Here is a 13715-nt window from a genome sequence, read left to right on the forward strand (position 1 = left end):
CTATTTTAAGCTAATCACTTCCAGTTCTGAAACAAGCCGAGTAATGATTTTTTCTTGCTCGGCTAATTGCTCGTGAGTTTCCTCGACAAGGTGAGCTGGCGCCTTCTCAACGTAAGTCGGATTTTCCAGGCGCTTCTTTAATCCCGCCAATTTCTGACGTGCTTCGGCTAGGCGCATTTCCAAATTTTCCTGATGTTGGTACAGAGTTTCGCTATCAATATCTAGCCACGCTTCCCTGTTTGCCGCCGCCAATCTCAGTCCACGCGGCTGATCTGTGTGCTCAATTGCCTCAAGCCGCATAAGATGCTTAATTGTGTCTTGATTGTCGGCGATAAGACTGTCATTGCCGTATAACAATCGATATTTCTTATTCCCTGGCAGCTCGGCAATCACCCAGCGACCTTCAGCGACCAGAAGCTTAAGTTGCTCGAATTGTTCGGCGGCAATCGGATCGAACTTTTCCGGAGTTGGCCAAGCTTCACGCATCAAAATACCGTCGGTGTAATTGAGTGTTTGCCAAATTGTTTCCGTAACGAACGGCGCAAATGGATGAGCAATTTTCAAAGAAGTTGCCAAAGCCCAAGATAGCAATGGACGATTGATCGCGGTTTTAGACGATTCAATATACCAGTCAGCTACGTCGTCCCAGATGGTGTGATAAACAGTTTCTGATGCCTCTGAGAAGCGATATTGCTCTATTCTAACGGCAATGTTATTGGCGGCGTCGTTCAATTGGCGAATAATCCAGTGATCGGCCGGAGTTTGTGGCTCTAAGTCGACAATTTGGTGGTTGTCGCCAATTTGCGCCTCAACAAACCTGGCAATATTCCATAATTTATTACAGAAATTACGTGCCGCAATGACTGATCCCTTGTTGAAAGCTTGGCTTTGAGCTGGCGCTCGCCCAGAAATAACTCCCATGCGCGTTGCGTCAGATCCGAATTCCGCAACCAATTCCATCGGATTGATAACGTTACCCTTAGACTTGGACATTTTCTGATTGTGCTCATCATTAACCATTCCGTGTAGATAAACTTCTTTGAACGGCAACTTCCCTGTTCGGTATAGGCTAAGCATGATCATTCGAGAAACCCATGCGCGCATAATATCCATACCAGTTTCCATCATGTCAGTTGGGAAATAATTAGCTAAATCGCCGCCGGTTAAATAATCTGTTACGATGTACGGCCATTGACCAGATGAGAACCAAGTATCAAAGGTATCTTCCTCCCTGATATATGTTGTGTCATTTACAACAATACTTTGCTCGTTGGTGCGAGTATCAAATATCCAATCCTTAGGGTCGTTTTCATTTACAAACGCAGGAATTGGTATTCCCCATGGAATTTGTCGTGAAATATTCCAGTCTTTCAATTGCTCAAGATATGCGATGAGTTCTTTGCGCTTGGATGCTGGATAAAAAGTAATTTCTTCTTTTTTGAGTGCATCAATTGCCGGCTGTGCGAGTGATTGTGTTTTAATAAACCACTGCTCTTTAATCATTGGCTCAATTACGCTGCCGCACTTATAGCAATGTCCAACGGCGTGTTCAATTTCAGTTTCACCGCGGCGTAGCTCTAGCGCCTTCAACGCTTCCAAAACTCGAGCGCGAGCTTCTATTGGCGTTAATCCTAAGAACTGCGCTGGCACGTTTACCATCTTCCCTTCTGGGCTGATAATTGATTCTATAGGTAGATCATGGCGTTTTGCAATTTCAAAGTCGTTCGGGTCGTGCGCTGGCGTAATCTTAACAGCACCGGTGCCGTAGCTCATGTCGACGTATTCGTCTGCGATGATAGGAATTTCCTTATCGACAATCGGCAGTAAAATGCGAGTCCCAATCAATTTCTTGTATCGCTCATCATCTGGATGAACCGCCACGGCAACGTCACCGAGCATAGTTTCTGGGCGAGTAGTAGCTATGATAATCTCGCCAATTTTATCTAATGTCGGGTAAGCTATTTTCCACAACTTCCCTTTCTCGTTCTTATGTTCTACCTCGATGTCGGCAAAGCTGGTTTGGTGTTTGGTACAGTAATTAACAATCCTTTCACCCCTGTAAACCAAGTTGTCATCCCACATTTTCTTAAACGTATTGTATACAGTGTTGATGACTTTATCGTCCAGAGTGAACGTCAAATGCTTCCATGATGCACTAACACCTAACGCGCGCAATTGCAGCTCCATATTGCCGCGTTTTTCTTGTACAAAATTCCAAACTTGACTATACAATTGGTCACGTGAAAAATCGAAGCGACTCTTCCCTTGCTTCGTCAATTCTCTTTCATACACAACCCAAGTTTCAAACCCAGCGTGGTCGGCGCCTGGAATAAATACAGCGTCGTCACCCTTCATTCGGTGATAGCGAATCAGGATATCCTTCAGATTCATATCGAGTGCGTGCCCGATATGCAGATTACCGTTCGCGTTAGGTGGTGGCATAATGATTGAATATGGTTTACCTACCCCTGTTGGCTCTAATGCGCCACTGGTTTCCCATAGGGCATAAATATTCGGTTCATAATCGTTTGGTATGTATTGTTTAGCTAGCTGCATAAGTTATTCCATGGTTTTTTTCATGTGAAAAAAGACAAAAGAAAACAAAGTAGCTTTTCACGTGCAAAAGCCCTTATTTACGTAATCCTCTAATTTCTCCACATGTTTATATTACATCTTAATTATACCACAAATTTATGCGGCGCGATGGGTAAAAATAGGGCTATTTTCTGATCGTTTGATACGCTCGATATAGCCAATATTGAAGTGGCTTTAAGGGAAGTTCCCAGGTTGACCCAGAATAGACATCTTCGCCGCCGAACGATCGCTTAAATTTCGTAAAGCCAGCCCATGGGTGATTTTTTGGTGCGTTTTCAGGCGCAATTCCGTATAAATCGACTTTCTCCATTTGACGATGTTTTGCATCGATTATCGCTTCGGTGAGCAGGGCAGTTCCAGCGTTAAGCTTGCGATACTCTGGTGTAGAATTCGCTGCTGCATGCGCGTAAATTCGAGTTGTTTTTGAGTCGAAAAACAGGGCAGTAGCAATTACTTTATTATCATATGTTGCGTACCAAAAAGAAGCATCTTTTGATGGCAGCAGGGAACCAGCTTGCTTATGAAAATATGAATCTGGGTGCGGCGACATACCAGTCCGTTTGGCAACTTCATGTATCAATTCTAAGAAATATTTAATATCGTCTGGGTTTTGAGATTGATGAACAGTTACGCCTTTTTTGTGATAATTCCTATAACAATTCCTTACAGGTTGCGCCATGCTTGCTATAATCTCTTCCTCTGGTTGCTGGAGATTAATAATGTGCGTATGTTCTGGCTGCAAATGGACGTAAGTGGCTTTCTTCCAATTATCATCAGATAACACCTTAGAAAAGGTGGGTTTAATTGGTCCGACTCTGAGGAAAGTCACGCCGAGTTTTCTACCCAGGTCAGTAAGATCTTTTAATGCCAACTGTAGACTTTTCTCGTTGGTGGCAGTTGGTCCAAAAGGGCAATATAGGCGAGAATTGCCCGTGCCGCGCTCTAATATTGCGAAATATTCCCATCCTTCACCTCTGTTGTGAAAGACTTTTCGACCGAGCGATTGTTGGAATTTCTCCCAGGCTGATGATTGTAGAAAATGTTGATTCATGTTGTAATCCTCACAACGTTATATTGCTGTCATTGATAAACTTGGCTGAACTTCTAAATCGTATGGATCTGTCGGTTCGTCAATTTGAGATCTGAAATAACCGAGAGTGGCAATCATCGCGGCGTTATCTGTACAGAGTTGGATAGGGGCATATTCGATGTCAATTGGCAAAGCTTCGCGTAATTGACGGCGCAATTCTTGATTAGCTGCGACTCCGCCAGCGATTACGACAGAGGCTGGCTGGAAATTGTCAAACGCCTTTTTGGTTTTATTTACGAGAGTTTTTATGGCTGTATACTGGAAACTTGCTGCCATATTACGTCGTAATTCGTCATCTACGAGCGCTGGAAGCTCATGAGAGGGAAAAGTGAAGTCTTTACCGACTTCGTGCTGAACGGCTCTCAAAACGGCTGTCTTAAGCCCAGAGAAGGAGAAATCGTATTCGCCGGATAGTTTGGCGATAGGCAAGTGAAACGCGTGTGGATCGCCAAGTTCAGCGACTTTAGCAATGGCTGGGCCGCCAGGATATGGCAAACCGATGATTTTAGCGACTTTATCAAACGCTTCACCAACCGCGTCGTCTTGAGTTTGTCCGATAAGCTGATAATCACCGTGATTTTTAAATAGGACAAGTTGTGAATGTCCGCCTGAAACGATCAACGAAAGCATAGGGAATGACGGCTGTTGTTTCGGCAACGTCAAAGATAAATTGTCGGCTTGCTTATTGATAAAATTGGCGTACACGTGAGCTTCTACGTGATGAATCTTAAAGAGTGGCTTATTATGGATGATAGCGAGAGTTCTGGCGGCGAGAGTGCCGATTAATAGCGAGCCAATAAGCCCCGGCGCGTAAGTAACGGCGATGGCATCAATATCATCCCAGGTGCAATTTGCGTCAGATAAAGCTTTTTTAATGACGGGATTTACAACTTCCAAGTGGCTGCGAGCGGCAATTTCTGGAATAACCCCGCCGTATTCTGCGTGAATATCAATTTGAGAATTGACGACATTTGAAAGCAAGCGTTCGCCATCTTCAACTATTGACGCCGCTGTTTCGTCGCAACTGGATTCAATTCCCAAAATCCTCATTTGTTTTTATTATAGCAAATATAAGTGGTAAAATGGGTATTATGAAAAACGAGTTGGTAAAAATTGCTAGAAAAACGCTACCTCAAGGAGCTTTGGAAAAAACCGAAAACGCCTATAGAGTTGCGCGCACGAAGATGATTAGCCTGAGATACGGCAATCCAGCTCGTGGCTTGAGAATTATCGCAGTAACAGGGACGAACGGGAAAACTACGACAGCTTGTTACATTAATGAGATCTTAAAAGAGGCTGGCTTTAAGACCGCATTATTTACGACGGCGGTGATTGAAATTGCTGGCAAGGAAAAGATAAATGATTTGAATGCGACGGTTCCGACTGTGGCAAGGCTGTTTAGCTTTTTCCAGACGGCTCAGCGTGAAGGAGTGGAATATGTGATTTTAGAGGCAACAAGTCACGCTCTGTCGCAGCATAAATTTGACGGCGTGCCAATTGAGGCGGCGGTGATGACTAATTTGACTCAAGACCATTTGGACTATCACAAAACAATGGAAGCTTATGCGGCAGCTAAGGCTAAATTATTTGAGAAAAAGCCGAAATATATCGTGCTGAATCGTGATGACGAGTGGTTTGAATATTTTGACAAGTTTACGGCTTCTGGAGAGAAAATGACTTACGGGACGAATCCGGAAGCTGAAGCTCACTTGACGCACGTTAAGTTGTATAAAAAGGGAACAGAGGTGAGTTTACTGATTGATCATCAAACTCATTTGGAGCTGGCGACTAATTTGCCTGGCGAATTTAACGTGATGAATATGTCGGCTGCGGTTTCGTTGGCATATTTGTTGGGGATAAAGTTGGAAGATATCCAAGAGGGCGTGGCGAATTTGGAAGCGATTCCTGGAAGATTCGAGCGAGTAGAAAATAAGCTTGGAATTGATATTGTTGTGGATTATGCTCACACACCAGACGCGTTGGAAAAATTGCTAAAAACCACTCATAAGATTACCAAGGGGCGATTAACTTTGGTATTTGGTGCGTGTGGTGACAGAGATAAGACAAAGCGACCGATTATGGGCGAGCTGGCGGCTAATTTGGCAGATAGGATTTTCCTGACTGACGAGGAAAGCTACAACGAAAATCCAGATGAAATTCGGGCAATGATTCGTCAGGGAATTGAGCGAACGAAAAAGGCTCATAAGATGACGGAAATTGCTGATCGAAAACAGGCGATTTACCAGGCTCTGAGGTCGGCTGTTCGTGGCGATACGGTTCTGATTACGGGTATGGGTCATGAGCAGTATCGAATTGTGAATGGTAAGCGAATTCCGTGGAACGACAAGAAGGTCGTTCAGGAAATTATTTCTGAGATTGAGAAGAAGAGTCGTAAAATTTCGCTTTAATCTGTTTCCAGCTTTGTGATTGGCGAACTAATTTTTCTGCATCGCTTGGGTCGAGTAATAATTCTTTCACGGCGTCTTCAAGGTAGATGCCGCCCTGTGAGCCTTTGAATAGAATTGTCGTATCTTTAATGTCGCTATTTTTCAGGAAATTTCCAGCCTCAAGCGCCGTGTCAAAAGAGATTACTTTACAGCCATTTTTTTCAGCAATTGGCGCGAGGTATTTCTTAGCCATTTTACCGACGGTGATGAGCAATTCTAACTGTTTAGGGTCACAAATTTCACCGATTTTTTTATGCTCTAATTCGGACGTCTCGCCCAGTTCATTCATATCGCCCAATACGGCAATTTTATGATTGGCAGAGATGGAATAGAGCGTTTTTAGCGAATTTTCCATGGCAATAGGACTGGCGTTGTAAGTGTCGTCCAGTAATGTGCAGCCACGTATGCCGAGTAAAATATTCATTCTACCTGAAACTGGTTTGATTTTTGTTAAAGCCGCCGCAACTTCTTCAATATTCATTCCGCAAGCTAACCCCGCCGTCGCCGCGCCAGTGATTGAGCGGATGTTGTGCTTGCCTAATACAGAAATATTAATGTCCTGAGAAGTTTCTTCGGAGTGTTTTAGATTGACAATACAACCAGTGTCTGTAGTCTTTTTAATTTCCAGGAAAACGTCGGCGGATTCATCGCCGTAACTTATGCGATTTCCAACTATGAGATTGTGATATTTTTCATCGATATCGTGAAGGTTGAAGATGGTTTTTTTAGCGACTTGACTAATTGACAATTCCTCATGAGCTACCGTATCCATATTTTTGAAAAACTCCATATGTTCAGGTGCAACAGAGGTAATTATGGCAATGTCGGGTTGAATGTAGCGCATAAAAGTAGCCATTTCACCAGGGCAATCAATACCGCATTCTTGAATAATTATATCTGGCGATTCGGGGTTTTTTATGCTGGCGTGTGCCGCGGAGAAGACTTTTAGCCAGGCTAAGGGGGATTTGGCGTTTTTTGGTTCGTCTACACCTAAGATTTCCAGCGGTGCACTTAAGGTTGTGTTCAAATTGCCGCGACTATGGCGCACGGTGAATTTTTCTGATAGAACAGTGGCGGTTGCTGATTTTACGCTAGTTTTACCAACGCTGCCGACTACAGCAATTAGTCTGGTGTCAGGATGAGATTTAAGATATTTTTTTACATAAGATCCGAGAATTGTTTCTAAGAGATGTTTGAATAATCGCATGGAGTTATTATAACAGATTGAGGGATAGTAGGAAGAAGGGCTTGAGGTTGCATTTTTAATGATTTTATGGTATTATATCAACTATTGTATGGAGATTGCTAGAGGATCAGGAGTAGCTGAGATTGCTTGGGAGATTGTTGAATCTTCCAAATATCAAGAAAGACTGCGTGAAATTGTATTAGGAATAGGGCGAGCTGCAACCAGAGAGTTTAATCCGGAAAGTTCATATCGATTAGTGGATAGATATGTTGCGTCAGGTGTTGCGGATGATATTTTAAAAGAGAGAGGTGACACGGATAAAGCACCGGAATATAAAATACTAGAGTTGATATAAAGGATGCCTTATTGGATTTGCGCGGAAGAAAAACTTGAATCTTATAGGAATGGGGTATTTTATGAGCGCAATAATAAGATAAGAGAAAAAGAGACAGTTGTAGCTTTTAATAAGGTTGTACGAGACATAATTAGCGAAGGGCAATATACTCGCAAATCAGAACTTATATCGGATATTCAAGGCGCTATGGATTATCTTGGCTATGGCGATGAGGAAATTGAAAATGCATATAAATTCTTAACTCACGTGATCAATGGAATGCGTCATGAAATCGCCGCTGAAATAGCTTTGAAGAAAACTAAGGGGGTGCGGGCTGTTCATGCAACTGGTATTGACTATGATCTTGCTGGAATAGATCTTATAGTTGAGTATAAGGGTAATATAATTGGTCTTGATATAAAATCAACGCCAGACTCTGCGCGGAATGCTAATAATAGCGACCGTGATGAGGGATACCACGCTAGTTGGTCTGGTTTCGATCATAGACGGGGTGACTTTGGTTTATATGGAGACAATTTAATGCCGAGTGATAACGCTGTTAAAAGGGTGTGTTCACTTTATAAGGAAGAACTTGAAGGAATATCTAGGAAAGAAGACAGCCGTCATAAAAAGAAGTAGGTCCGCTTTCCCATCCAATACGGGTGGCGCTACCTACTTCTGTGTGAATATTACCACGACCGTTGTAAAAAATCTAGAAAGTCGAGGCGTAGGAGATAATTAGCACTCACACTTGACGAGTGCTAAATTAGTGCGTTACAATAGATACGTTGTTAACGAAATGGAGGATAACGTGAGTACACCTATTAAGCCTCTTGGCGACCGTGTTGTAGCGGTGCGTGAAGAAGCAAAGACTCAGACAGCGAGCGGAATTTACTTGCCTGATAACGCTAAAGAAAAGCCAGTAGTTGCGGAAGTTAAATCAGTTGGCGGCGATGTGAAGAACGTCAAAGTCGGTGATCGAATTGTCTATAAGGAATATTCGACTACGGATTTGAAAATTGACGGCACAGAATATTTGGTTGTTCGTGAAGAAGATATTTTAGCAACGGTTGTTGGATAAAAAGGGGAGTTTAATTATGGCAAAAAAAGTTTTTTATGATGACGATGCGCGAAATCGCGTGCTTGGCGGTGCTAAATCGCTATACGACGCAGTTAAGGTAACTTACGGTCCGAAGGGTCGCAATGTTGTGATTGCAAAGGGTTTTGGCGGTCCAACGGTTACTCATGACGGCGTAACTGTGGCTGAAGGAATTGAATTGCCAGAAAACGATGACGAAACGCTGGGCTACAAAGTCGGTGCCGATTTAATCAAGCAGGCTGCTAAGAATTTGAACAAGCAAGCAGGCGATGGCACAACGACTGTAACGGTGTTGACATACTCGATTTTGAAAGAGGCAAATCGATTGATTGCGGCTGGACATAATCCGATGGAACTTAGAAAAGGCATCGAGCAAGCTGGCGCGGAAATTGTTAAAGAATTGAACAAGCTGGCTGAGCCGATTGAAGGCAAGTCTGACCGCGTGGCTGAAGTTGCTACGATTTCGGCGGGAGATGCGGAAATTGGTAAATTGATAGCTGGCGTTATTGAGAAAGTTGGCAAAGACGGCGTGGTTACTGTTGAGGCTGGTCAAGGTTTGGAGCTGGAAGCTGAAGTTGTCGAAGGTTTTAGTTTAGATAAGGGTTGGGTGAGTCCGTTCTTTGTTACTGACGCGGGTCGCCAGGAAGCTGTGTACGAAAAGCCAGCAATTCTAATCACCGACAAGAAGATTTCTAGCGTGCAAGAATTCTTGCCAATGTTGGAAAAATTGGCACAAAGCGGTAAAAAGGACGTGGTTTTGATTGCTGATGAAGTTGAAGGCGAAGCATTGAGTATTTTGGTGCTAAACAAGCTGAAGGGTGTATTCAACACCGTAGCCGTTAAGGCGCCAAGTTTCGGTGATCGTCGTAAAGATGTACTTCGTGATATCGCTGTGCTGACTGGTGCGACTGTGATTTCTGAAGATCACGGATTGACATTCGAAAACGCTGGCTTGGAAGTTTTGGGTTCGGCGCGTAAGGTGATTGTTGGTAAAGACGAAACGACAATCATTGAAGGCGCGGGCAAGCCTTCAGGTGTGAAAGAGCGAATTGCTGAGATTAAATCGCTTTCAGAAAATGCTTCTAGCGAATATGAGAAAGAGCAATTCGACAAGCGTGCCGCGGCATTATCTGGCAAGGTTGCGGTTATTAAAGTTGGTGGCGCGACTGAGACGGAAATTGACGAGAAGAAATTCCGCGTTGATGATGCAGTGGCGGCTACTAAGGCGGCTTTGGCTGAGGGAATTGTCGCTGGTGGTGGCGTAACTTTGGTCAATTTAGCTGGCAATCTAAAAGTTAGCGGCGCGGATAGTTTGTCGGTCGGTCGACAAATCCTAAAAGACGCTCTGAAGCAACCGTTCTTGCAGATTATGAAAAATGCTGGGTTGAATGCCGACGCGCTGCTTGCTCAAGTTGAATCTGGTAAACCTGGATTCGGCGTTAACGTTATGAAGCCAGAAGATGGTCTAATTGACGTGAAAAAGGCTGGTGTTATTGATCCGGCTCGTGTGACTAAAGAAGCTGTTCAAAATGCAGTGTCAATTGCGTCAACTGCAGCAACTATGGGCGCTTTGGTGGTTGATATTCCAGAGGCTGAAGTTGCAGCTGCTCCTGGCGGCATGCCAGGAATGGGTATGATGTAAATCTACCCCGAGCAATAAAAATCCCGCCGAAAATGGCGGGTTTTTATTTTGGAGAAATGACTTAACGAGGATTTGAGAAATAGTCGATTTCTTTAATGATATCCAGTAGAGCCTGAGCACGACGAGCTTCGTCAACAATAGCTACGGCAGCGTCGTGTGCTGGCGCGATCAAGGTTTTATCGTCAGTGGAGCGAAGAAGTAGTAGGTAAGTATCAAACTTTTCTTCTGGAGAAACATCTAGCTTGTCGACTAATGGACGCAACTCGTTCAAGGCAGTTTGCTTAATCGTATCAAGCGCAGGATCTGCAGTTGCAGTTGGAGTTGGTGCGCTGACCACTGGAGTTGGCGTAACTGGCTCTGGAGCGGCAGGCTTCGTTATGTCAGTAGCAGGCTCATCGCTCTGGTCTGTAGCGACAGGGTCTGGTGAGATGGTTGCAGGATTAATTACAGGTGAAGCTGTAGCATTTGTTTCTTCGAATTGTAAATTATTGTCTGTATCTTGTGATACACCAGCTAATACCTTAGCCAGTTCTTGGTCGTCACTGAATGATTGATTAGCTTGAGAATCCATTATAACCCACCTTATATATTAAATTGTTTAAGCTTATATATGTTACACTATAACATGAGTTAATCAAGGAGCGCAAGATGTTAGATGATATGAATGTGATAAAACAATATGATCCAGGCGACGTTTTAAGCGGCGTTTTGAATATTCCAGAACAAGCTCGATATGAAGTGTCGATTCACGAAAGTGCGAATCAGCGCCGAGATTTTAAGAATATTGTGATCGCGGGAATGGGCGGTTCGGCTTTAGCGGCTGATATGGTTCGAGTTTTGACCGCGGGCTGGTTGCATATTCCGCTTGAAGTGGTGAAGGGTTATGATTTGCCGGGATTTGTGAGCGAGGAAACGTTGGTTATTGCGGTTAGTCATTCGGGCAATACTGAGGAAACTCTGAGTTGTTATCAGCAAGCATTGGAGAAGAAGGCGTGTCTGGCGGCTATGTCGACTGGTGGAGAGTTGATTGAGCGAGCGAAGAATGACAACGTAACTTACGCCCAAGTCCCAGCTGGCGCGCAGCCACGAATGTCGACGGTTTACCATCTGCGAGGATTGTTGAAATTATTACAACATTTTTGGGTGATTGATAATGATTTGTACGATCAGGTGAAAAATAGTGCTGATTGGTTGGCGGGCGAAATATCTAATTGGACAGCTAAAACGCCAGAAGCTGATAATTTGGCAAAGCAGATTGCGAAATTAACAATTGGCAAGACGTTGGTTGTTTTTGGCGGTGAATTGACTTGGCCGCTGGCGTATAAATGGAAAATTAGCTGGAATGAATCAGCGAAGAATTTGGCGTTCTCGAATCAATATCCAGAATTTAATCATAACGAGTTCATTGGCTGGTCGTCGCATCCTGTAGAGAAGCCGTTTGCGGTTTTTGATATTCGTAGCAATTTGGAGCGGGACAGAATCCGCGAGCGAATGGAGCTTAGCGATCGATTGTTAAGCGGCAAGCGACCAAAGGCGCACGTGTTGGAACTTCGAGGAAAGACGCTTATGGAGCAATTGCTGTGGGGCTTGGTGCTGGCTGACGCGGCTAGTATTTACACAGCCATTCTCAATGGAGTTAATCCTGGTCCAGTTCAGTTGATTGAAAAATTGAAAGCGGAACTTAGTTAATTTAATATCGTAGAGATTCGATAGGGTCGCGTCTAGTGGCGCGGGCTGCTGGATATACGCCAGAAATTACGCCGATGATTATGGATAGTCCAATTGATAAGACGGCCGTTTGCCAATAAATATAAGGCGTGAGCGGTAAATATAAGCTGGCAATATAAGCTCCTGCCAAGCCTAAGCCGTAGCCCAATATTCCGCCGAGGAATCCGATGATTGCTGCCTCGATTAAGAATTGATTGATGATGTCCCAGCCCGTGGCGCCGACGGCTCGTCTGACGCCGACTTCACGCTGACGCTCGGCGACATTGACAAGCATCACGTTCATAACGCCTATTCCACCGATCAACAGAGAAATAATGCCGATGACAGTTAAGATTATCGAGAGAAACCTCGCGACATTAGACTTCTTTTCGTTTATCTCTTCGCCAGAAACGATTCGATAATTTTTATCGCTATCATGATTCTTCTTCAAAATATCGTCAGCCGATTTTATGACTGAATTGAGATTTTTATGGTCTTTGGTAGTTACGATGATTTGCTGAATTTGCGGCGTGCCTTGGGTAAATTTTTTAATCATAGACAATGGAATAATGGCGGCGTTATTAAAATTCACGTCCAAATAACTGGCTGGATTTTCAATATTCTTCAACACGCCAACAACGGTCAATGGTTGATTTCGGATGTAAATAACGTTTCCGATGGACCTTTCAGTGCCGAACAGATCGACCGACAATTGCTGGCCGACGACAACTCCGCCAATGTCGTTAATAAATTGCCCAGTAGCAATTTGCAAATTGGCGACGTCTTTTAGCGATTCCGTACTGCCGATTAACGCGGCGTTTTGGATATCGACTTTACCTTCGCGGGCGCGCAGTTCAGCGTGTAAAAATGCGATAGGTGCGGCTTTTGTGTTAGCGATTTTCTCTATATCCCTGGCGTCCGTTTCAGTCAATGTGTTGACTGTCGTCGTGTTGTCGGATTCGGTCAGCAGATTCGGGACGGCTTTTTGATTGCCAGACTTAACAATGGCGACAGGAGCGTCTGATTGGTTGGAATTATCGCCGAATAGGTGATTAAATCCGCCAGTTAGAGATAGAACCATGGTGATGCTGGCGATGCCAATAGCTACGCCTACAATTGTCAAAAATGTTCGTCCGCGATTAGCTCGTAGCGCCTGAGTAGCGTTCTCAAAATGATTTTTTACTAATATTTTCACGATTTTTTCGCCCTCGATTTCTTTGAAAATTTTTGCTTCTTAGGTTTTTCTTCTTTTTCGTCGTCGACAATTAACTTCTTAGTGAACTTGCGCTTTTCCTTATGCTCGTCAGTGTCGATTTTTCCGTCCAACATAGTGATGACGCGACTGGCATAATGAGTCAATTCTGGGTTGTGAGTAACCATAATTATAGTATTGCCGCGACGATGTAGGTCGGACAATTCTTCCATAATGAGATGACTCGATTTGCTATCCAAATTTCCTGTTGGCTCGTCCGCTAAGATAATTGACGGACTATTAACCAACGCTCTGGCAATTGCTACACGCTGAACCTGACCACCAGATAATTGATGCGGCATGTAATATTCGCGCTGTCCCAGATGAAAAGTTTTTAGAATGCGGCTAGCTTCTTGGAGTCGT

General features: G+C 43.9%; 13 protein-coding genes. 6 read left to right on the plus strand and 7 right to left on the minus strand.

All coding sequences use genetic code 11. The annotated features are described in order from the left end of the window. From LRM47_RS02540 to tsaD, 3 genes are all read right to left on the minus strand, one after another. Nucleotides 1-2556, minus strand: coding sequence for a valine--tRNA ligase (locus tag LRM47_RS02540; protein ID WP_243822683.1), 2556 nt, complete (start codon nucleotides 2554-2556; stop codon nucleotides 1-3). 163 nt (nucleotides 2557-2719) lie between these two features. After that, nucleotides 2720-3646: a lipid II:glycine glycyltransferase FemX gene (locus LRM47_RS02545; protein ID WP_243822684.1), complete on the minus strand. Its 927-nt coding sequence runs from the start codon at nucleotides 3644-3646 to the stop codon at nucleotides 2720-2722. Nucleotides 3647-3664: 18 nt separating this feature from the next. Then, nucleotides 3665-4735 carry a tRNA (adenosine(37)-N6)-threonylcarbamoyltransferase complex transferase subunit TsaD gene (gene tsaD, locus LRM47_RS02550; protein WP_243822685.1) on the minus strand — a complete coding sequence of 357 codons (1071 nt, stop codon included), beginning with the start codon at nucleotides 4733-4735 and terminating at the stop codon, nucleotides 3665-3667. 41 nt (nucleotides 4736-4776) lie between these two features. On the opposite strand from tsaD, the gene LRM47_RS02555 reads away from it, so the two are divergent. Beyond that, a complete protein-coding gene (locus LRM47_RS02555; RefSeq protein ID WP_243822686.1) occupies nucleotides 4777-6093 on the plus strand; it encodes a UDP-N-acetylmuramoyl-L-alanyl-D-glutamate--2,6-diaminopimelate ligase in 1317 nt (438 codons plus the stop codon). Here LRM47_RS02555 and LRM47_RS02560 read toward each other — a convergent pair. After that, nucleotides 6050-7339, minus strand: coding sequence for a Mur ligase family protein (locus tag LRM47_RS02560; protein WP_243822687.1), 1290 nt, complete (start codon nucleotides 7337-7339; stop codon nucleotides 6050-6052). The genes LRM47_RS02555 and LRM47_RS02560 overlap by 44 nt on opposite strands. Before the next feature lie 88 nt (nucleotides 7340-7427). Between LRM47_RS02560 and LRM47_RS02565 the strand changes: the two genes are divergently transcribed. From LRM47_RS02565 to groL, 4 genes are all read left to right on the plus strand, one after another. Further along, a complete protein-coding gene (locus tag LRM47_RS02565; RefSeq protein ID WP_243822688.1) occupies nucleotides 7428-7673 on the plus strand; it encodes a hypothetical protein in 246 nt (81 codons plus the stop codon). A gap of 3 nt (nucleotides 7674-7676) precedes the next feature. Next, complete coding sequence (locus LRM47_RS02570; RefSeq protein WP_243822689.1) at nucleotides 7677-8291, plus strand: hypothetical protein; 615 nt, start codon at nucleotides 7677-7679, stop codon at nucleotides 8289-8291. Nucleotides 8292-8463: 172 nt separating this feature from the next. Further along, nucleotides 8464-8733 (plus strand): co-chaperone GroES, encoded by a 270-nt coding sequence (locus LRM47_RS02575; protein WP_243804154.1) that lies wholly within the window; start codon nucleotides 8464-8466, stop codon nucleotides 8731-8733. A 16-nt stretch (nucleotides 8734-8749) separates the two neighbouring features. Beyond that, nucleotides 8750-10393: a chaperonin GroEL gene (gene groL / locus LRM47_RS02580; RefSeq protein ID WP_129632049.1), complete on the plus strand. Its 1644-nt coding sequence runs from the start codon at nucleotides 8750-8752 to the stop codon at nucleotides 10391-10393. 61 nt (nucleotides 10394-10454) lie between these two features. Here the strand turns inward: groL and LRM47_RS02585 are convergent, their stop codons facing one another. Beyond that, nucleotides 10455-10964, minus strand: coding sequence for a hypothetical protein (locus LRM47_RS02585; protein WP_243816665.1), 510 nt, complete (start codon nucleotides 10962-10964; stop codon nucleotides 10455-10457). A 77-nt stretch (nucleotides 10965-11041) separates the two neighbouring features. Here LRM47_RS02585 and LRM47_RS02590 point away from each other — a divergent pair, with 77 nt between their 5' ends. Next, complete coding sequence (locus LRM47_RS02590; RefSeq protein ID WP_243816664.1) at nucleotides 11042-12082, plus strand: bifunctional phosphoglucose/phosphomannose isomerase; 1041 nt, start codon at nucleotides 11042-11044, stop codon at nucleotides 12080-12082. A gap of 1 nt (nucleotide 12083) precedes the next feature. Here the strand turns inward: LRM47_RS02590 and LRM47_RS02595 are convergent, their stop codons facing one another. Both LRM47_RS02595 and LRM47_RS02600 read right to left on the minus strand, forming a co-directional pair. Next, nucleotides 12084-13295: an ABC transporter permease gene (locus LRM47_RS02595; protein WP_243816663.1), complete on the minus strand. Its 1212-nt coding sequence runs from the start codon at nucleotides 13293-13295 to the stop codon at nucleotides 12084-12086. Further along, nucleotides 13292-13715, minus strand: a 424-nt coding sequence (locus LRM47_RS02600) for an ABC transporter ATP-binding protein (RefSeq protein ID WP_243822690.1), incomplete at its 5' end; no start/stop codon positions are given. The genes LRM47_RS02595 and LRM47_RS02600, both read right to left, overlap by 4 nt.

The organism is Candidatus Nanosynbacter sp. TM7-076, assembly GCF_022828325.1.
In the GTDB taxonomy this organism is placed as follows: domain Bacteria; phylum Patescibacteriota; class Saccharimonadia; order Saccharimonadales; family Saccharimonadaceae; genus Nanosynbacter.